Here is a 20,203-nt window from a genome sequence, read left to right on the forward strand (position 1 = left end):
AACATCATGAAAATCTTCGCTGCCACCGAACACCAACCGGTCACGGAAGACCAGAAGCACATCCTCGTGCTGGCAAATGACGCTGACCCGCTCGCCGCCGATCTGGCCGGTGTGGAACGCATCGACCTCGACTTTCCCAAGTTCACCGATGGCCGCGCTTTCAGCCAGGCACGCCTGCTGCGCCAACGCCGCAAATTCGCGGGTGAAATCCGCGCCACGGGTGACGTGCTCATCGACCAACTGGTGCAGATGTCGCGCTGCGGTTTTGATGTGGCCGTGCTGCGCGAAGGCGTGGACAAGGTCGATGCACAGCGCCAGTTCGATCGCTTCCATGCCTTCTATCAGGGCGATGTGAGCCATCCGCTGCCGCACTTTCGCGAAGCCAACGCTGCCGCTGCCGTCTAAGGTTTAGAAAGCAAGAAAACGATGAACGCCCGTACCGAACCCGCGCTGCTCTCGCAACTGAGCAACCGCCATCTGGATGCGCTGGAAGAAGAAACCATCTTCATCCTGCGCGAAGTGGCCGCCGCCTTTGAACGCCCCGCCCTGCTGTTTTCGGGCGGCAAGGATTCGCTGGTGATGCTGCGCTGCGCTGAAAAAGCGTTTGGCGCGGGCCGCCTGCCCTATCCGCTGCTCATGATCGACACCGGCCACAACTTCGCCGAAGTGACCGAGTTTCGCGATTTCCGCGCCAAGGAATTGGGCGCAGAACTCATCGTGCGCAGCGTGGAAGATTCGATGGCGCGCGGTACCGTGCGCCTGGCGCACCCCGGCGAATCACGCAACGTGCACCAGTCGGTCACGCTGCTCGAAGCGATTGAGGAATTCCGCTTTGACGCGCTGATTGGCGGCGCTCGTCGTGACGAAGAAAAGGCCCGTGCCAAGGAGCGCATCTTCTCGCATCGCGACAGCTTCGGCCAATGGCAACCCAAGGCGCAGCGCCCTGAACTGTGGACGCTGTTCAACACACGCCTTGCACCCGGCGAACACTTCCGCGTGTTCCCGATCAGCAACTGGACCGAGCTCGATGTGTGGCAATACATCGACCGCGAAAAGATCGCGCTGCCATCGATCTACTACACGCACAAGCGCGAAGTGGTGGAACGCAAGGGCCTGCTGGTGCCGGTGACCGAACTCACACCTCCCAAGGACGGTGAAGAAGTGGTGACCCGCGACGTGCGTTTTCGCACCGTGGGCGACATCACCTGCACCTGCCCCGTGGAGAGCACCGCCGCCACGGCGGGTGACATCGTGATCGAAACGCTCGCCGCCGAAGTCAGCGAGCGCGGCGCTACCCGCATGGACGACAAGACCAGCGAAGCGTCGATGGAAAAGCGCAAGAAGGATGGTTATTTCTGATGAGCACCGCAACCCTCAATGCTCCGACCGAACAAGCACAAGCAACGGACGCATCCGTGACACAACCCCATCAAGCCAATGACGCCGCTCTGCGCTTCATCACCTGCGGCAGCGTCGACGACGGCAAATCCACACTGATCGGCCGTCTGCTGGTCGATACCCGTGCGGTGCTGCAAGACCAGTTCGCAGGCATCACCAAGAGCGGCGAAACCGATCTGGCGCTGCTCACCGACGGCCTCTCCGCCGAGCGCGAACAAGGCATCACCATCGACGTGGCGTACCGCTACTTCAGCACCGAGCAACGCAAGTTCATCATCGGCGATGCACCCGGTCACGAGCAGTACACACGCAACATGGTCACGGCCGCTTCAAGCGCCGACGCCGCGCTGGTGCTGGTCGATGCCACCAAGCTCGACTGGAAGAACCCGCAACTCGAACTGCTGCCGCAAACCCGCCGCCACTCGCTGCTGGTGAATCTGCTGCGCGTGCCTTCGCTGATCTTCGCGGTCAACAAGCTGGACGCGGTGGAAGACCCTGCCCTCGCCTTCGCCCACATCCGCAACCAGCTCGCCGCGTTTGCGCAGGCTGCTGGCATCACCGTGCGCGCCACGGTGCCGGTCTCGGCGCTCAAGGGCATCAACGTGGTGGACGCGACACCAGGCTGGGCGGGCTATGAAGGCCCGAGCCTGCTGCAACTGCTGCACACGCTGCCCGCAACGCCTGCCGACCGCGAACTGCCGCTCGCCTTCCCCGTGCAATGGGTGGAGAAGTTTTCCTCGTCCGCCGACACCACCCAGGGCCGCCGCGTGTTCTGGGGCCGCGTGGCCGCAGGCGCTGCCAGCGTGGGCCAGCAAGTCACCCTGCTGCCAAGCAACCAGACCGCCACCATCGCGCAAGTGCTGGATCATGTGCGAGAACCCGGCGATGTCGAGGCTGGCAACAGCGCCGGCATCGTGCTGGATCGCGAAGTGGATGTGTCGCGTGGCGACTGGATCGTGGCTTCCGTGGAAAACACGCAACCCGTTGCCGACGATGACTTTGACGACGCTCCCGCCAGCCAACCCGCATGGAAAGGCCAGCGCGAGCTGCAAGCCACCGTCGCGTGGATGGATGACGAGCCGCTCGTTCCTGGCCGCGTGTATCTCGCCCAGCATGGTCACCGCTGGATCAAGGCCAAGGTGCGCCGCGTGGTGCACCGCCTGAACATCAACACGCTGGCCGAAGAAGACGCTGAAAAGCTTGAAGCCAACGCCATCGGCCACATCGAACTGCTCTTGCAGGAAGCCGCTCCGGTTGCTCCATTCACCGAGGCACGCGTTCTGGGTTCGATGATTCTGGTGGACACAGCCAGCCATAAAACGGCTGGAGCCGTATTGATCCGTTCCTGATAAAGCTGGAAACGCCTTGCAACGCCCCGTAAAACGGGGATTGCAAGGCCACAGGCGCATGCTGAACCGAGCCCAATTGAGGCCCAATTTGCCGAGTTACCGTAAGGCGGCAAGGGCTGCGCGCCACGCAAGGCCATCTAGCGCCTAAAATCAGGGAATTCCCGAAATAGAAAAACACGCTACCACATGACACACGTCGTCACTGAAAACTGCATCAAGTGCAAATACACCGATTGCGTCGATGTTTGCCCCGTTGACTGCTTCCGCGAAGGCCCGAATTTCCTGATCATCGATCCCGATGAGTGCATCGACTGCGCCGTCTGCATTCCGGAATGCCCTGCCAACGCCATCTTTGCCGAAGAAGACCTGCCAGCAGACCAGATCGCGTTCATCAAGATCAACGCCGATCTGTCGCCCAAGTACAAGAGCATCACCAAGCGCAAGGAACCGCTGCCTGATGCCGATGAGTGGAACGGCAAGACCGACAAGGTCCAGTACCTGGACAAGTGATGGATCACGGGTTTGTCGAACACTGACCTCGCCCCCCACAGCCCCATCGAGGTGGATGCCGTAGTCATCGGCGCTGGCCCGGTCGGGCTGTTTCAGGTTTTTCAGCTCGGGCTGCAAGGCATTCACGCGCACCTGATCGATGCCCTGCCGCATCTGGGCGGGCAATGCGCGGAGCTGTACCCCGACAAGCCCATCTACGACATTCCCGGCACCAAGGTCTGCACCGGCCGCGAACTGGTCGAAAAACTGCGCGAGCAGATCGCCCCGTTTGCACCGACTGAACACCTGAACAGCCAAGTCGCCGCACTCGCCGTGCAAGCCGATGGCCGCGTTCTGCTGGAAACCAATTCCGGCACGCAATTGCTCGCTCGCTTGGTTTTCGTCGCCGCAGGCGTGGGTGCCTTTGTGCCGCGCGCGCTCAAGGTCGACGGCATCGAGACGCTGGTCGGCTCGCAAGTCTTCTACCACCCGTCCAGCGTGCAAGCGGCGGCTGGCAAGCATGTGATCGTGCATGGCGGCGACGAAGCGGCCGTGCGCGCCGCGATCGAATGCGCCGAAGTGGCCAGCAGCGTCACCCTGCTGCATCGCCGCGATGTATTTCAGGCCGAGCCCGCCGAACTCGCGCAGCTTCAGGCCTTGCGCGATGCCGGTCGCATCCGCGTGCTGGTCGCGCAGATCACGGGCGTGGAGAAAAACGCTTCAGGCCAGCTCACCGGCTTGCAGATACTCGATGCCGACGGCAACGAAGCCAGCGCGCCCAGCGAGCTGCTGCTCGTCTATCTGGGCATTTCGCCGCGTCTGGGTCCGATCTCGGATTGGGGCCTGGCCATCGAGCGCAAGCAACTGGTGGTGGACACCGCCACATTCGCCACCAGCGTGCCCGGCATTTATGCAGCGGGCGACATCAACACCTACCCCGGCAAGCGCAGGCTGATTCTGTGCGGATTTCACGAAGCGACGCTCGCCGCCTTCGCCGCAGCCGAGTATCTGAGCGGTGGCCCGGTCGCGTTGCAGTACACGACGACGAGCGCCAAGCTGCACGAGCGCCTGGGCGTCGAGCATCACTGACGCAGCCACCAAGCAAGCGCTGCTTGCTTGATTTGTCGTTTGGATCAGGACGGATCGCCGTGCAGCGTCTCCGCCACTTCGATATACAGCGAACTGAGCAGCCCCATCACCTTGATCGAATGGCGTGAATAGTCACCGTGGCGCAGCAGCTGCACGGCTTCCTCGGTGCGTTTTTCGTCATGCAGTTGCACGATGCGGCCCGCAGCAAGATGGAACTGGCCATGCGAGACTTTCAGCTCGCCAAACGATGGCAGATGGCCGAATTCGCTGGCCGCACTGCCGTTGACCCATTTACCCAGAGCGCATTGGTCATCGCGGCAGATGCTGCGGGCATCCAGCTTTTCCAGCGACTCGTTGGTGAGGTATTTCTGCAGGCGCACCTTCCATTCACGATGCGCGCGAATGGCGGAAGCAAAATCAAGACCGCCCGCGTCTTCAGAGGCCGCAACCGGCGACTTGGAGCGCGAGGAGTTCACGGGCAATGGCACAACCACACCGGCCTTTGCACCCGATGATGCTTCGCCCTGCTGGCCTTTGTTCAGCCATTGAAACAGACCCATGATGCGCCTCCTCTTCCCTTTTGGCGGGATTGATAGGAGGGACTGTAAACCGGACATCAGTATTTTTCAATTACAAATCTAACGATACGCAACATTCACAAGAATTAACGATGTGAATGTGTGTTCTTGAGCGCATCTGCCATCAAGCAGCGCGCGGCTGGCTGTCAGTGACTTCCACGTAGAGCGAACTCAGCAAGCCCATCACCTTGATCGAATAGCGCGAATAGTCGCCATGGCGCAGTAACTGCTGAGCCTCATCCGTCTGTTTGCCGTCATGCAACTGCACGATGCGCCCCGCGGCCAGATGGAACTGGCCATGCGACACCTTCAACTCGCCAAACGATGGCAGATGGCCGAAATCATCCGCCCCGCGCCCGTTGATCCACTTGCCGAGCACGCATTGGTCGTCGCGGCAAATCACGCGGTAGTTGAGTTGCTCATTGGATTCATCGCTCAGGTATTGACTCAGGCGATTCTTCCAGTTGCGATGCGCCTGAATCGCCGAAGCGAAGTCGAGCCCGCCTGCGCTTTGATCGGATTCCTGCACCGCGCCGGGCAGCGAGGTGGCGGCTGGCGTGCTGGGCGGAACCAGCGTCAGGCCCGGCGGCAGTGTGTCGGCAAATGCGGGTGCAACCACTTTGGTGGTGGATTGGCTCTGCGCATGGGACGATGTCGGCACCGACGCGGCACGCTTGCCCTTCATCCAGTCAAATAGTCCCACGTTGCGCTCCTCAGAGATGTATTGATGCGGCAATCGAGAGAAGCTGTATCAATTGCTTCTATTGACTCGATTGCGTTAATTTATGTTATTTCCATCAATGATATTTCTCCAATAGGTTTTAGCTAAATCAAACTTTGTTGACACTCTGCTTGCTTTTTACGCCTCGGTCCGAGCGCGATACGGCCCCGGGCAGAACCACTCCGCAAATGGCTATACTCGCGCGTCGCTAGGGGTGTTGTTGCGCGTCAATCTTTGGATATTGGGATGGCGGGCAGCGGCTGAGAAAGTCCCTTTGAACCTGTGAGTTAATCCTCGCGCAGGGAAGCTGTCTGCCGCAACGAGTCGAAACGCCCTCTCTCGCACTCACCCGCCAGACGTTCGCACCTTGCGCATCGTCCCATTCTTTGCGGAGCGTGCATGCAGCAGTCGAGTCATTCATCCAACCCCAACGCCGTCACCAACGAGGCCCTGGCTCCGTTGCCCGCAGAGCAGCGCGTGTTCCGCACCGTCGATCACGCCTCGCTGTGGTTCAGTCTGGGCGTGGGCTTGCTGGTCATGCAGGTGGGCTCATTCCTCATGCCCGCACTCAGCACGCAGCAGGCACTGCTGGCGATTGTTCTGGGCTCTCTGGTGGGTGCAGGTCTGCTCGGCTGGGTGGCCAAGCTCGCCTGCGACAGCGGCCTTGCCAGCGCCGGGCTGATGCACACGGTCTACGGTCGCCAGTTCGCAAGCCTGCCCATCATCCTGAACATCGTGCAACTCATCGGCTGGGGCACGTTCGAGTTGGTGGTGATGCGCGACGCCACGGTCGCCATCGGCCGCCAGTCAGGCACGATGACCGACGCCTGGTGGCCGCTGCTGGCTACGCTGCTCTGGGGCGGCGTGGTGGTTGCGCTGATCAGCGGCTCCATGGTGCAACTGGTGCGCAAGGTGATTGCGCGCGGGGCGCTGCCGCTGGTCGTGCTGTCGCTGATCTGGCTGACCTGGCAATTCCTGAACGTGGCGATGAACCAAGGCTTCTCGACGATCTGGAACCGCCCCGGCGAAGGCGGCATGGGGGTGATGCCCGCGCTCGACCTCGTGATCGCCATGCCGATTTCCTGGCTGCCGCTGGTGGCCGACTACGCACGCCACGGCACCAGCGGCAAGGGCGCGCTGCGCGGCACGTGGATGGGCTATGCCGTCGCCAACATCTGGTGCTATTCGCTCGGCGTGCTGGTCGCGCTGGTGCTGCCAAGCGCCGATCTGGTGACCGCCCTGCTGCTCGCCCAAGGCGGCCTGATCGCGCTGTCGCTGATCCTCATCGACGAGGTGGACAACGCTTATGGCGATGCCTATTCCGGCGCGGTCTCGGCCCACAGCCTGCTGCCGAGCTGGAGCGTGCGCCGCTGGGGCATGCTGATCGCTCTGGTCTGCACCGGCCTCGCGCTGGTGCTGCCCATGCACAGTCTGGAGCCCTTCCTGCTGATGCTGAGTTCGGTCTTCGTGCCCCTGTTCGGCGTGATTCTTGGTTGCTTGGCCTTTGGTGCGAACACCGCGAAACTGCTGACCGAGGCGCGCAATGTGCACATCGTGCCCGTCATCATCTGGATCGCGGGCATTGCTTGCTACCACCTGCTGCCCAAGGTGGCTCCCGCCATCGGTTCAGCCCTGCCGACGCTGGTGATCTGTTTTGTGGTGACCAGACTGCTCAGCGCCAAGCAAAACTGATTCGCAACGCGGCCGGAGAAATTCTGAAATTCATTGGAACTTTGCGCTGCGCAGGCCCTCCCTCTGTCAGTTGCTCTCATTTTTTGAGCAAGAAATCAAAGACAAGGAGAATTTGCGCAGTGCTCTCTACCGCCGCATCCAGCATCACCCCCAGCCGTTCCTTTCTGCCCACGCGCGCGTTCGCCGCAGCCTGCGTGATCGGCATGAGCCTGCTCACCGCCACGGTGGCCGAGGCCAGGGAGTTCGTCAGCATCAAGGGCAAGACCGTGAACGTGCGTGTGCAGCCCAACACGCGCTCGGCAACGCAGTGGGAGCTGGGGTCTGGCTATCCGCTGCAGGTGCAGCAGCGCAAGGGCCAGTGGCTCAAGGTGCGTGACTACGAAGCCACACTCGGCTGGGTGCATGCGCCGCTCACGAGCAAGACGCCGCACCGCGTGGTGACTGCGCGCTCAGCCAATCTGCGCGCTTCCGCGTCGGGCAATGCGAAGGTTGTCGGCAAGCTGCAGCAGCACGAGATCGTGCGCACGCTCCAGAATTCAGGCACCTGGGCTCAGGTGAAGACCTCGTCCGGCAAGACCGGCTGGGTCGCCAAGAACCTGACCTGGGGCTGGTGATCGGCCCCGAGGCCGTTCAATCCATTCAGCCAATCACCACCTGCGCCACCGGCGCATAGCCATGATTGAGCGGGCCGTGACCACGGCCCGTGTGCACATCCGCGCCTGCGGCAATCGCGCCGAGGATGTAGGCGCGCGCCTTTTCCACGGCCTTGGGCAGGCTTTCGCCCAGCGCGAGATGCGAGGCGATTGCCGAGGACAGCGTGCAGCCCGTGCCGTGGCCGTTGTGCGTGGCGATGCGTTGCGATTCGAGGCGGTGGTGCTCGGTCTTGTTCAGCGCCAGCACGTCCACCACCCAGTCGCCCGGCAAGTGGCCGCCCTTGAGCACGGCAGCGCGCGCGCCCAGGTCGAGCAGCGCGTTCGCGGCTTCGTCCAGATCGGCCTCGCCCGCAATCTTGCGACCCAGCAGCCAGCCCGCTTCATCGAGGTTAGGCGTGACCACCTCGGCCAGCGGGAACAGCTCGCCGACGAGCGCCGCTTCGGTTTCCTGCGCGATCAGGCGGTCGCCGCTGGTGGCGACCATCACCGGATCGAGCACCACATTGGGCAAGCCATGACGCCGGATCGCATCGGCCACCACGCGCACCACCTCAGGCGAATGCAGCATGCCGATCTTGATGGCGTCCACGCCGATGTCTTCGACCACCGCGTCGATCTGCGCCTTCAGAAACTCCGGCGGCACGCCGTGGATGCCGCGCACGCCCTGCGTGTTCTGCGCCGTGAGGGCCGTGATGGCGGTCATGCCGTAGCAGCCCAGGGCGCTGAAGGTCTTGAGGTCGGCCTGAATGCCCGCGCCGCCACCGCTGTCGGAACCGGCGATGGACAGGACTCGGGCGTAACGACGCTTGTCTTGCTGCGTCTGAAGTTCTTTGCTCATGTGAAAAATTATCGGCGATTCCGGATGCCCGTTTTCAACGCACAAAATCGATATGGGCAACCGATACAACGCGAGGGACATGAAGCAGTTCAATGAATTTGCCGTTGTCATTGTGTTGTAATTGCATCTCGGACGAAACAGGGGTGCCCATGCGAAGCGTGGCGCTGAGAACATACCCTCTACCCGATCCAGACAATGCTGGCGTGGGGAGTTTCTGCAAAAAAGCGGCACCGGCGTGTTTTGTCCATTTACTGCCATTGAGTTGGAACTGGACGAGATAGAACGAGATGCTTCCGCTGCAAAAAAACTCCACGATCACGATTCTCGGTGCGGGCCTGATGGGCCGGCTGCTTGCCGTCGAGCTGGCGCGCAAGGGCCATCGCGTCGAAGTCTTCGAGGCGCAGGGTCCCGATGCGCAAGGCGCTGCCGCACGTGTGGCAGCAGCCATGCTGGCACCGTTGGCAGAGTCGGCGGTGACCGAGCCCGGCGTGGTCCGCATGGGGCAGTACGCGCTGCCGCGCTGGCAGGAACTGATCGGCCAGCTCTCCACACCCGTGTTCTTCCAGCAGAACGGCACGCTGATTCTCTGGCACCGTCTGGATGCGGGCGAAGCCCAGCGCTTTCAGCACAAACTCACCCAGACCCAACAGCAGATCCCCGAACTGCAGCCGCTGCAGATGCTGAACGGCGCGCAGGTCGATGCGCTCGAACCCTCGGTCGCCACGCGCTTTGCCAACGGCATGTATCTGCCCGGCGAAGGCCAGCTCGACAATCGCCAACTGCTCGCAGCGCTCGAAGTCGCGATGACCGAACTCGGCGTGAAAGTGCACTGGAATGCGCCGAAGCAGCCCGAAGATATCACCCCCGGCAGTGCCGACATGGTGCTCGACTGCCGTGGTTTGGGTGCCAAGCCGACATGGAATGCGCTGCGCGGTGTGCGCGGTGAGGTCGTGCGGCTCTACGCACCGGAAGTCACGCTGGAGCGCCCGACGCGCCTCGTGCACCCGCGCTATCCGATCTACATCGCGCCCAAGGAAAATCACCTGTTCGTGATCGGCGCGACCGAGATCGAGTCGGACGACATGTCGCCCGCGAGCGTGCGCTCGACGCTGGAGTTGCTGTCGGCAGCCTACGCCGTGCATTCGGGCTTTGCCGAAGCGCGCATTCTGGAAATCGCCACGCAATGCCGCCCCACTCTGCCCGACAATCTGCCTGCCGTGCGCCAAGTGCGCAAGAATGTGCTCGAAGTGAACGGTCTGTACCGCCACGGTTTCATGATCTCGCCCGCGATGCTGGATGTGGTCATGGAAGTGCTGGAGACCGGACAATCGACACTTGCTCCCCGTTTTGACCTTTCCGTGCAGATCGACTGAAAAACGTCGCCCGCCTCAAGTGATACCGCCATGAACGTGACCGTCAACCAGAAAAACATGGACCTGCCAGACAACGCCACCGTCGCCGACCTCGTGGCGCAGATGCAGGCCAAGCCACCGTTCGCCGTCGCGGTGAACATGCAGTTCGTGCCCAAAACCGGCTACGCGCAGCACGCGCTGACCGCTGGCGACGCCGTCGAGGTGATCTCGCCAGTCACGGGCGGCTGAGCTCCAAGAACAAAAATCAGGTTGAAATCCATATGTCCCAAACACACACGTCCACTGACCTGAACACCGGCAACGACCCGTTCGTGCTGTACGGCCAGACCCTGCAAAGCCGCCTGTTGCTGGGCACGGCACGCTACCCTTCGCCAGCCGTGCTGCAGGCCGCTGTCGCACGGTCCAAGCCCGGCATGGTCACCGCATCGCTGCGCCGTCAGGGCAGCAATGCTGCAGAAACCGGCAGCAGCTTCTGGGAACTGCTGCGCAGCCTGAACGTGCCCGTGCTGCCCAACACCGCCGGTTGCCACAGCGCGCAGGAAGCCATCACCACCGCGCAGATGGCGCGTGAGGTGTTCGACACACCATGGATCAAGCTGGAGCTGATCGGCGACGACTACACGCTGCAGCCCGATACGCTGAACCTGGTCTCCACCGCCGAACATCTGATCCGCGAAGGCTTCTGGGTGCTGCCGTATTGCACCGAAGATCTGGTGCTGTGCCAGCGTCTGGTCGATGTGGGCTGCCAGGCCGTCATGCCCTGGGCCGCACCCATCGGCACGGGCCGTGGCCCCATCAACCCCTACGCGCTGCAGATGCTGCGCGAGCGCCTGACCGTGCCCATGCTGGTGGACGCGGGCCTCGGCCTGCCATCGCACGCCTGCCAGGTGATGGAATGGGGTTTTGACGGCGTGCTGCTGAACACCGCCGTGGCACTGGCCACCGATCCAATTGCGATGGCCGGCGCGTTTGCCGATGCCGTCAGCGCAGGCCGTGCCGCACGCACCGCTGGCGCAATGACGCCGCAGGCCTCCGCCCAGCCCAGCACGCCCGTGCTCGGCACCCCGTTCTGGCATCACAACAATGGCTGATCACAGCATGCAATCCAACCCATCCGTTGACGCCATGAAGCAAGCCATTCTGGCGCAGCATGGCAAGGACTTCGCGGACTTCCCCGCGCAGCCCGCCCCCGCGCCGACGAATGACGATGCGGCCTACCGCGCAGCGCTTGCCGCCTCCAGCGAACTCGGTTTCATCGGGCATGACGCCGAATGCGTGGCACAAGCATGGAAAGCCCAGACCGCACGCATCGGCCAGTTCGATGCTGCCGCATGGCCCGTCGAACCAGCAGACTTCGGCATGCAGCCCATGCCGCATGCCAAGCCGTTCGCCGCATGCCCCCAAAATCTCGGCCTGTACGCCGTGTTGCCAGACGCCGCATCGGTTGGCCGCATGGCGCGCGCTGGCGTGCCGACCGTGCAACTGCGCTTCAAGTCGACCGACCCGGAAGCCGTCGAGGCCGAGGTGAAGGCCGCCGTCGAAGCTGTGCGTGGCACAAACGCGAATCTCTACATCAACGACCACTGGCGCATCGCGATTGCGGCGGGCTCGTATGGCGTGCATCTGGGTCAGGAAGATCTGGACGCGCTCACGCAGCAAGAGATCGACACGCTGCGCGATTCCGGCGTGCGTCTGGGTGTCAGCACCCACGGCTATGCCGAGATGGTGCGTGCCGACAAGGTCGCGCCAAGCTACATCGCCATGGGCGCGGTGTTCCCCACCACGCTCAAGAAGATGGCGACCGTGCCGCAAGGCGTGGCGCGTCTGGAGCGCTACGCCAAGCTGATGCGCGACTACCCGCAAGTAGCGATCGGCGGCATCGGGCTGGAGCAGTTCCCGCAGATCCTCGCCACGGGTGTGGGATCGATTGCCGTGGTGCGCGCCATCGTCAACGCCGCCGATCCCGAAAAGGCCGCTGCCGAGTTGATGCATGCTATGGGCTCATGACGTCGGGAGAAATTCTCACATCTGAGAACCCGCACAAGTGAGCACTCATGCCGCCATAATCGTGGCATGAGCAGCACATCCATTACTTTTTCTCAGGTCGGCATCGTTGGCACAGGTGCCATGGGCCGTGGCATTGCACAGATCGCCGCGCAGGCGGGCAGCAAGGTCTGTCTTTTCGACACCAACCCCGAAGCCGCCGCTGCCGCGCAAAAGCAGATCGAGCAGCAATGGCAGAAGCTCGCCGAAAAGGGAAAGATCGACGCAGCCAAGGCGGCAGAGTGGTCCGCCCTGCTCCAGCCCGTCACCACGCTCAATGACCTGTCGTCCTGCGATCTGGTGATCGAGGCCATCGTCGAGCGTCTGGATGTGAAGCGCGAACTCTTCGCCCAGCTCGAAACCATCGTGGAAAGCACCGCCGTGCTGGTGACCAACACCTCGTCGCTGTCGGTCACCGCGATTGCCGCGAATCTCAAGTCCGCACACCGATTTGCGGGCTACCACTTCTTCAACCCCGTGCCGCTCATGAAGGTGGTCGAAGTGATCGCCGGTCTCAAGACCGATGCCGCCACCTGCGAACGCCTCACGCAATACACCCGCGAGATGGGCCATACGCCCGTCACCGCGCAGGACACGCCGGGCTTCATCGTCAACCACGCGGGCCGTGGCTACGGCACCGAAGCGCTGCGCATCCTCAACGAAGGCGTGACCGACATCGTCACCATCGACCGCATCCTGCGCGATCAGGTCGGCTTCAAGCTCGGCCCCTTCGAGCTGATGGACTTGACCGGCCTCGACGTGTCGCACCCGGTCATGGAGTCGATCTACAACCAGTACTACCAGGAGCCGCGCTACCGCCCGAGCGTCATCGCCGCGCAGCGCGTGGCCGGTGGTGTGTTCGGTCGCAAGACCAGCGAAGGCTTCTACCAATACATCGACGGCGCGCAGCAAGTGCCCGAAGAACCGCCCGTGCCGGTGGTCGAGAACATGCCGCCGGTCTGGGTTTCGACCCGCGCCGCGCGCCGCGCCGAGCTGTACCAACTGCTCAAGGAACTGGGTGCCACGGTGGAAACCGGCCAGTCGCCATCCGCGCAAGCGCTGACGCTGGTTGCGCCGCTGGGCTTTGACGTGACGACCGTCGCCGTGGTCGAGCGCCTCGATCCCGCACGCACCGTCGGCATCGACATGCTGGTCGAAGACGCCGCCACCAAGCGCCGCGTGCTCGCCACCAACCCTGCCACCCGCACCGATTACCGCGACGCCGCGCACGCCCTGTTCGCGCGCGACGGCAAGAAGGTTTCGGTGATCCGCGACAGCGGCGGCTTCGTCACCCAGCGCGTGGTGGCCTGCATCGTCAACATCGCCAGCGACATCTGCCAGCAAGGCATCTGCACACCCAAGGACCTGGAAACCGCCGTCACGCTCGGCCTCGGCTACCCCATGGGTCCGCTCGCCATGGGCAACCGCTGGGGGCCGACCAATGTGCTCGAAGTGCTGTTCAACATGCAGACCGTCTACGGCGACACGCGTTACCGCCCCAGCCCCTGGCTGCGTCGCCGTGGTGCCATCGGCCTGAGCCTGATGCACGAAGAAGAGTGATCTGCAAAGCAGGTCTGACCACCGCACACAACGATTGAGACAAACACCATGCCCGCCGAACTCAAAAGCGCAAGCCACGATCACACGCTGGTCCTCACCCTCAACGACCCCGCGACGCGCAACGCGCTCGGCCCCGACATCTATGCGGCCGGCGTCGAAGCGCTCAACGGCGCGGAACGCAATCGCGACATCCGCAGCGTGATCATCACCGGCGCGAACGGCATGTTCAGCGCGGGCGGCAATCTCCATCGTCTGCAGGCGCGCCGTCAGGAAAGCGCCGAAGAACAAGCGCGCGGCGTGAATGCGCTGCATGGCTGGATCGACACCATCCGCAACTTTCCCAAGCCGGTGATCGCCGCCGTGGAAGGCCCGGCGGCCGGTGCCGGTTTCTCGCTCGCGCTGGCCTGCGACCTCATCGTCGCCTCGCGCGACGCCGTGTTCATCATGGCCTATGCGCGCGTGGGCCTGTCGCCCGATGGCGGCGGCACATGGAGCCTCGCCCAATCGCTGCCGCGCCAGTTGGCGATGGAAATCCTCATGGGCGCCGACAAGGTGGACGTGCAGCGCCTGTACCAGCTAGGCGTGGTCAACCGCCTGTCGCAACCCGGCGAAGCGCTGAACGATGCACTGGCTTTGGCCAACACACTCAACCAGCGCGCGCCCAACGCGCTGGCCAGCATCAAGGACCTGGTGACCGAAGCCAGCGGCAACAGCCTGCACGAGCACCTGGACAACGAGCGCAATCATTTCGTGAAAAACCTCTCGCACGCCAACGCTGGCGAGGGCATTGCGGCCTTCTTCGACAAACGCGCACCGCGATATCAGTAAGATAAGAGGCTAGGCAAGCCCTCGCTTGCCGCCAAGGCACGCTGCGTCGCCCGAGTGACAGCAGGTGCCGCGTCAGTCACCCAAAAGACAGCCTATGGACGAGCCGATTCTTAGCATAGAAGAACGTGAAGCGATCAACAGTGGTCGCTGGTTTTCATCTTTGTCGCCCTCGCTGCGACATGACATTCTTCGATGCGCTTACGTCAAAAGATTTCGAGATGGGGGGCTGATCTGCGCGCGCGGCGACCCACCGGACGAGTGGATCGCATGCGCCCGCGGCGCGGTGCGCGTGAGCTCGACATCGATCTCCGGCAAGCAGATCACGCTGACCTACGTGGAGCCCGGCATCTGGTTTGGCGACGTGGCAATGTTCGACGGAGACCGCCGCACGCACGACGCCTACGCGCATGGCGACTCGACCATCCTGTGCGTGGCCCGCGCCGACTTCAAGAAAATCCTCTCGCAACACGCCGAACTGTACGACGCCCTGCTCCAACTGCAATCGCGCCGCATCCGGCAGCTCTTCGGTCTGGTGGAAGACCTCAACACACTGCCCTTGCGCTCGCGCCTTGCCAAACAGCTGATTCACTTGGCGCGCAGCTATGGTGTGCCCAGTCTTGCGGACGGCGACGAAATCCGCATTGGTCTGCAGCTCGCGCAGGAAGAGTTGGCGCAGCTCCTGGGTGCGTCGCGGCAGCGCGTGAATCAGGAGCTCAAGGCCATGGAGCGGGAGGATGCTATCCGCATCGAGCCGGGTGGCTTGGTCGTGCGCGATCGCTCGAAGCTTATGCGGATTGCCGAGGCGAACTAAGTTCGTCAAGTGCGCCTTGCCAGCGCCGTGTTTTCTTTGATTGCGCTGGCCGGGACTGCCCCCGGCGGGGCAGTAACTTTTTTGCTTGCGCACAAAAAAGTCACCAAAAAATGCGCTGGAAGTCACACGATAGAACTCACTGCGCGACTGCGTCGCTCCGTTCGGGCAACTATCGTGAGTCAGACCAAAAACTGGGGAGGGTGCGGCTGCACTCTTCGGTGCAGCCGCGAGGCGCCAGCCTCACAACGAAATACACATTGATTGGGCACGAGGTTTCTGGGTCCAATCCGGTTTGGCCGCCTCTCCCCACCAGCCCTCTTCCGCAAGCAAGCGAGGGGGCAACACAACCAGCGCCACACGCCGGTCAAACACCCCCCACAAAACCAGCGCACCCACATCTCGCGAAGTCGCGAGATGCACGGCCACGAGCGCAGCGAAGTGCCGTCACTTCCTCTTATGAAAACACTGACTCGCGGCGGTTGCCCGAACGGAGAGCCCTACGGGCTCGCAGTGAGTTCTGCCGCGTGACCCCGCATTCAAGCGCGCTTTTGGTGACTTTTCGCGCGCCAGCGAAAAGTTACTCGCCCGCCGGGGCGAGACCCGGCCCCCGCCCTCAACTCCCGAGCAGAAGTTGAAAACCCCACCCAAACCAAACAAAGCAAAAAGGAAAACAACAAATGAGCCAGTTTGACGCCTTCATAGGCACCCGCCCCGTAGCCGACCGCCACGCCTTCAACACAGAATCCCTGGCGAACTGGATGACGCACCACATCCAACATTTCCAAGGCCCCTTGAACGTGGAAATGTTCAAAGGCGGCCAATCCAACCCCACCTACAAACTCATCACGCCATCAAACACTTACGTGATGCGCGCCAAACCAGGCCCAGCAGCCAAACTGCTCCCCTCGGCCCATGCGATAGAACGCGAGTACGCCGTGATGCGCGCACTCCAAAACACCGACGTCCCCGTCCCGAAAATGCTCGCCCTCTGCGAAGACGAATCCATCATCGGCCGCGCCTTCTACATCATGGAGTTCATGCAGGGCCGCGTGCTGTGGGACCAATCTCTGCCTGGCATGAGCAACGCAGAACGCGCCGCCATATACGACGAAATGAACCGCGTGATTTCCGCGCTGCACAGCGTGGATTTCAAAGCGCGCGGTCTGGGTGAATACGGCAAGCCGGGCAACTATTTCGAGCGCCAGATCGCGCGCTGGAGCAAGCAGTACCAGGCCTCGGTCACGCAGCCCATTCCCGAGATGGACCAGCTCATGCAATGGCTGCCTGCCCACATGCCAGCGAGCGCGCGCGACGAGCGGCTTGTGTCCATCGTGCATGGCGATTACCGGCTCGACAATCTGATGTTCCACCCCACCGAGCCGCGTGTGATCGCCGTGCTCGACTGGGAGCTGTCCACGCTCGGCCATCCGCTCGCGGACTTCAGCTACCACTGCATGAGCTGGCATATCCCGCACCAGCTCTCGCGCGGCATCGGCGGCCTCGACATTGTGGCGCTCGGCATTCCTGATGAAGACAGCTACATCACACGTTATTGCGACCGTACAGGCATCGCCCGCTTTTGTGAAGAACACGGCATCACCACTCGCGCCGAGTTAAGGGCCGACTGGCCCTGGTATCTGGCCTACAACATGTTCCGCATCGCGGCGATTCTGCAAGGCATCGCCAAGCGCGTGGAAGCTGGAACCGCCGCCAGCACAGAAGCCAAAGCCACGGGCGCGCAGACGCAGCCCATCGCACAACTCGCTTGGTCATTCGCGCAGAAAGTCGACCAGCGCTGACCACAATCCAGTCAACAGACAAGCCCACCATTTTCAGGAGATAACACGCATGGATTTCGACTACTCGCCCAAGACCAAAGAACTGCAGAAGCGCCTCATCGCCTTCATGGATGAGCACATCTATCCCGCAGAAGCCGACTACGCCAAAGAGCTGGCTGCCAACACCGCAGCAGGCAAGCGCTGGACGCCGTTGCCCGTCATCGAGCGCCTGAAGGACAAGGCCAAGGCCGCCGGTCTGTGGAACCTGTTTCTACCGCAAGACACCGCAGAAATCGCGGGTTACCAGGGTGCGGGTCTGACCAATCAGGAATACGCCCCGCTCTCCGAAATCATGGGCCGCGTGCCATGGGCAAGCGAAGTGTTCAACTGCTCCGCACCCGACACCGGCAACATGGAAACCATCGCGCGCTACGGCAGCGAAGAGCTGAAAGCGCGCTGGCTCAAGCCGCTGCTCGACGGCGAAATCCGCTCGGCGTTTGCCATGACCGAGCCCGAGGTCGCATCGTCCGACGCCACCAACATCTGCACCCGCATCACGCGCGATGGCGACGACTACATCATCAACGGCCACAAGTGGTGGATCTCGGGCGCAGCCGATCCGCGCTGCAAGGTCTTCATCGTCATGGGCAAGACCGACCCCGACGCACCCAAGCACTCGCAGCAAAGCATGATCGTCGTGCCCGCCGACACACCCGGCATCCGCATCGTGCGCCCGCTCACCGTGTTCGGATATGACGACGCACCGCACGGCCATGTCGAGATGTTCTTCGACAACGTGCGCGTGCCAGCATCCAACATCCTGCTCGGCGAAGGTCGCGGCTTCGAGATCGCACAGGGCCGCCTCGGCCCCGGCCGCATCCACCACTGCATGCGCACCATTGGTCTCGCCGAACGCGCGCTCGAACTCATGTGCAAGCGTGCCAGCGAACGCGTCGCCTTCGGCAAACCGATTGCGGCGCAGACCGTCACTCAAGAACGCATCGCCGAAGCCCGCTGCAAGATCGACATGGCCCGCCTGCTCACGCTCAAGACCGCGTGGCTCATGGACACCGCAGGCAACAAGGTCGCCAGGACCGAAATCGCCATGATCAAGGTCGTCGCCCCCACCATGGCCTGCCAGGTCATCGACTGGGCCATCCAGGCCCACGGCGGCGGCGGCATGAGCGACGATTTCCCGCTCGCCTACGCCTACACGCTGGTGCGCACCCTGCGCTTCGCCGACGGCCCCGATGAAGTCCACCGCAACGCGATTGCCAAGTGGGAACTGGGCAGACACGGCAGCTACGGCAAGCACGCCGACGTGCCGGTCACGCGCGGCAGTTGATCCGATTCGGTAAGCAAGCCGATCCCGCGCCTGCCAGAATGAAAGGCGTGGCCGCATTCCAGCCACAATGCGAGCCATGCCGATCAACACCCCGCAAATCATCGACACCGCGCGCCAGATTCTCGAAGTCTCGGCCACCATCGCCTTCGCCCTCAGCGGCGTGCTCAAGGCCGCGCACAAGAAGCTCGATGTGGTGGGCGTCTGCGTGATGGCCTTCATCGCAGCCTTCGGCGGCGGCACGCTGCGCGACCTGCTGCTCGACAACCGGCCATTCTTCTGGGCGAAAAACGACTACCTCGTCTGGGCGGTCATGCTCATCAGCCTGCTCGCCATCGTCTTCCTGCGCCAGAAGCACTTCCACATCACCGAACGCGCCATGCTCTGGCCCGACATGCTCGGCCTCGGCCTCTTCACCGCCGTTGGCGTGGACATGGCCGCCGAACTCGGCATGTCACCGCTCATCAGCGTGATGATGGGCGTGGTTACCGGCGTCTTCGGCGGCGTCCTGCGCGACGTGCTCTGCGGCGAAATTCCACAGGCGTTCAGAGATCATCAGCCCTATGCTGTCTGCGCGATGGCGGGGGGGTGCGTGGATTTGGTTTTGCGGCAGTTTCCAGCACTGCCTGAAACTGCGCCGATGCTGGCCTGCGTGGTGGTGACCGCAGGTCTGCGCGCTCTCGCGATGTGGAGGCAGTGGCGAATTCCTTCGTGGCGGGTGGAGTGAGCAGCTTTATTCAAACGCTCTCCGACAATCCCCACACACGTCTGAGCTGTGACAACGTAGCCACCAGCGCCGGATCATGCTCGGTCGAGCGCCCATAGATGAAACCCAGTTGCGCAGGAACGCGCGCGTGCGGCCAGATCACCAACTCGTCCTTCCCGGCCAGATCGATGGCCTTGTCTTCTCGCAGCAAGGTCAGCCCGAGCCCTGCGCGTACAAGGCTCTCGCCAGCGGCCATGGTGTCGGCTTCAAGAATTTGATGAGGTGCCAGGCCTTGGCGCGCGAACAGTGCCATCAGCAGATGCTGCGTGTGGTGCTGCGCCGGTGTGGCAATCCATGGCAGTTGCGACAGGTCGCGCCAGCCCGCTTTCAGCACCTCGTTGCGCAGGGCTGCGGGTGCCACGATGCGGTAGTGGCGTGTCTGCAGCACCAGCACTTCCAAATCGCGCGGCATGTTGGCGGCGATGTAGAACGCGCCCTGCATGCTGCCCGACATGACCTGCTCGCACAGGTCCTGCGCGAGGCCATAGCGGGTTTTGATTTCCAGAAGCGGCAAGGCAGATACCAAAGCGCGCAGCAACGAGCCAAGACGCAGCGAGTCGGGATCAGTGGACGTGCCGATCACGAGCTGCCCGGTGATTTCGCCCTGCAGATCTTTGGCGCGGCCTTGCAGATGCCCTGCTGCATCGAGCACTTTCTGCGCATCGGCGAGCAGAGATTCACCCGCGCGCGTCAGGCTGATGCGACCGGGTCGGCGGTCGAACAGTGCCACGCCTAGTTCTTCCTCCAGCGCCTTGATCTGCGCGGTGACTGCTGGCTGCGTCACATGCAGCGCTTCGGCCGTGCGCGTGACGCTGCCCAGCGTTGCCGCCGTGACGTAGGCGCGCAGTTGGTACATCTCCATCGGCCTAGCCTAACGCAGCAGGGGTATGGCTGC

The 20,203-nt window shown here is 62.8% G+C and carries 21 protein-coding genes and 2 riboswitches; of the genes, 17 read left to right on the forward strand and 4 right to left on the reverse strand.

The features are described 5' to 3' along the window. Positions 1-6 precede the first annotated feature (6 nt). From G7048_RS00245 to G7048_RS00265, 5 genes are all read left to right on the forward strand, one after another. A complete protein-coding gene (locus G7048_RS00245; RefSeq protein WP_166066236.1) occupies positions 7-405 on the forward strand; it encodes a DUF934 domain-containing protein in 399 nt (132 codons plus the stop codon). Positions 406-426: 21 nt separating this feature from the next. After that, a complete protein-coding gene (gene cysD / locus G7048_RS00250) occupies positions 427-1,359 on the forward strand; it encodes a sulfate adenylyltransferase subunit CysD (RefSeq protein ID WP_166066237.1) in 933 nt (310 codons plus the stop codon). Continuing rightward, entirely contained in the window at positions 1,359-2,747 is a 1,389-nt protein-coding gene (locus tag G7048_RS00255) for a sulfate adenylyltransferase subunit 1 (RefSeq protein ID WP_166066238.1), read from the forward strand. The genes cysD and G7048_RS00255 overlap by 1 nt, the downstream gene beginning before the upstream one ends. Positions 2,748-2,933: 186 nt before the next feature. Next, positions 2,934-3,257, forward strand: coding sequence for a ferredoxin FdxA (gene fdxA / locus G7048_RS00260; protein WP_166066239.1), 324 nt, complete (start codon positions 2,934-2,936; stop codon positions 3,255-3,257). A gap of 12 nt (positions 3,258-3,269) precedes the next feature. Next, the gene (locus G7048_RS00265) at positions 3,270-4,325 is read left to right on the forward strand and encodes an NAD(P)/FAD-dependent oxidoreductase (protein WP_166066240.1); all 1,056 of its coding nucleotides are present in this window, start codon (positions 3,270-3,272) and stop codon (positions 4,323-4,325) included. Positions 4,326-4,369: 44 nt separating this feature from the next. Here G7048_RS00265 and G7048_RS00270 read toward each other — a convergent pair whose 3' ends face one another. Next, a complete protein-coding gene (locus G7048_RS00270; protein WP_166066241.1) occupies positions 4,370-4,885 on the reverse strand; it encodes a CZB domain-containing protein in 516 nt (171 codons plus the stop codon). Positions 4,886-5,027: 142 nt separating this feature from the next. Continuing rightward, on the reverse strand, positions 5,028-5,606 hold the full coding sequence (locus tag G7048_RS00275; protein WP_166066242.1) for a CZB domain-containing protein: 579 nt from the start codon (positions 5,604-5,606) through the stop codon (positions 5,028-5,030). 218 nt (positions 5,607-5,824) lie between these two features. Then, positions 5,825-5,946: riboswitch (TPP riboswitch) on the forward strand. Between the two features lie 77 nt (positions 5,947-6,023). Here G7048_RS00275 and G7048_RS00280 point away from each other — a divergent pair. Together G7048_RS00280 and G7048_RS00285 are read left to right on the forward strand one after the other, a co-directional pair. After that, on the forward strand, positions 6,024-7,316 hold the full coding sequence (locus tag G7048_RS00280; RefSeq protein WP_166066243.1) for a cytosine permease: 1,293 nt from the start codon (positions 6,024-6,026) through the stop codon (positions 7,314-7,316). A 203-nt stretch (positions 7,317-7,519) separates the two neighbouring features. Next, positions 7,520-7,930, forward strand: coding sequence for an SH3 domain-containing protein (locus G7048_RS00285; protein ID WP_166070709.1), 411 nt, complete (start codon positions 7,520-7,522; stop codon positions 7,928-7,930). Positions 7,931-7,955: 25 nt separating this feature from the next. On the opposite strand, the gene thiD is transcribed toward G7048_RS00285, so the two are convergent. After that, a complete protein-coding gene (gene thiD / locus G7048_RS00290; protein WP_166066244.1) occupies positions 7,956-8,807 on the reverse strand; it encodes a bifunctional hydroxymethylpyrimidine kinase/phosphomethylpyrimidine kinase in 852 nt (283 codons plus the stop codon). 129 nt (positions 8,808-8,936) lie between these two features. After that, positions 8,937-9,034, forward strand: a riboswitch (TPP riboswitch). Between the two features lie 60 nt (positions 9,035-9,094). Between thiD and G7048_RS00295 the strand changes: the two genes are divergently transcribed. The 10 genes from G7048_RS00295 to G7048_RS00340 all read left to right on the forward strand — a co-directional run bounded on the left by G7048_RS00295 (position 9,095) and on the right by G7048_RS00340 (position 19,269). Beyond that, on the forward strand, positions 9,095-10,180 hold the full coding sequence (locus tag G7048_RS00295; RefSeq protein WP_166066245.1) for an FAD-dependent oxidoreductase: 1,086 nt from the start codon (positions 9,095-9,097) through the stop codon (positions 10,178-10,180). Between the two features lie 30 nt (positions 10,181-10,210). Further along, positions 10,211-10,408, forward strand: a complete 198-nt coding sequence (gene thiS, locus G7048_RS00300; RefSeq protein ID WP_166066247.1) for a sulfur carrier protein ThiS — start codon at positions 10,211-10,213, stop codon at positions 10,406-10,408. 32 nt (positions 10,409-10,440) lie between these two features. Continuing rightward, the gene (locus tag G7048_RS00305) at positions 10,441-11,271 is read left to right on the forward strand and encodes a thiazole synthase (protein WP_166066248.1); all 831 of its coding nucleotides are present in this window, start codon (positions 10,441-10,443) and stop codon (positions 11,269-11,271) included. Between the two features lie 7 nt (positions 11,272-11,278). After that, entirely contained in the window at positions 11,279-12,187 is a 909-nt protein-coding gene (thiE, locus tag G7048_RS00310; RefSeq protein WP_166066249.1) for a thiamine phosphate synthase, read from the forward strand. 66 nt (positions 12,188-12,253) lie between these two features. Continuing rightward, positions 12,254-13,783 carry a 3-hydroxyacyl-CoA dehydrogenase gene (locus G7048_RS00315; RefSeq protein ID WP_240933110.1) on the forward strand — a complete coding sequence of 510 codons (1,530 nt, stop codon included), beginning with the start codon at positions 12,254-12,256 and terminating at the stop codon, positions 13,781-13,783. Positions 13,784-13,831: 48 nt separating this feature from the next. Continuing rightward, a complete protein-coding gene (locus tag G7048_RS00320) occupies positions 13,832-14,611 on the forward strand; it encodes an oxepin-CoA hydrolase, alternative type (RefSeq protein WP_166066250.1) in 780 nt (259 codons plus the stop codon). A gap of 94 nt (positions 14,612-14,705) precedes the next feature. Next, entirely contained in the window at positions 14,706-15,422 is a 717-nt protein-coding gene (locus G7048_RS00325) for a Crp/Fnr family transcriptional regulator (protein WP_166066251.1), read from the forward strand. Between the two features lie 677 nt (positions 15,423-16,099). Next, positions 16,100-17,221, forward strand: a complete 1,122-nt coding sequence (locus G7048_RS00330) for a phosphotransferase family protein (RefSeq protein WP_166066252.1) — start codon at positions 16,100-16,102, stop codon at positions 17,219-17,221. Positions 17,222-17,270: 49 nt separating this feature from the next. Further along, positions 17,271-18,545 (forward strand): acyl-CoA dehydrogenase family protein, encoded by a 1,275-nt coding sequence (locus G7048_RS00335; RefSeq protein ID WP_166066253.1) that lies wholly within the window; start codon positions 17,271-17,273, stop codon positions 18,543-18,545. Between the two features lie 76 nt (positions 18,546-18,621). Beyond that, positions 18,622-19,269 (forward strand): trimeric intracellular cation channel family protein, encoded by a 648-nt coding sequence (locus G7048_RS00340; protein WP_166066254.1) that lies wholly within the window; start codon positions 18,622-18,624, stop codon positions 19,267-19,269. A 10-nt stretch (positions 19,270-19,279) separates the two neighbouring features. Here the strand turns inward: G7048_RS00340 and G7048_RS00345 are convergent, their stop codons facing one another. Further along, positions 19,280-20,170 carry a LysR family transcriptional regulator gene (locus G7048_RS00345; protein ID WP_166066255.1) on the reverse strand — a complete coding sequence of 297 codons (891 nt, stop codon included), beginning with the start codon at positions 20,168-20,170 and terminating at the stop codon, positions 19,280-19,282. Positions 20,171-20,203: the final 33 nt, after the last annotated feature.

The sequence above is a fragment of the Diaphorobacter sp. HDW4B genome, assembly GCF_011305535.1.
GTDB lineage: Bacteria > Pseudomonadota > Gammaproteobacteria > Burkholderiales > Burkholderiaceae_C > Diaphorobacter_A.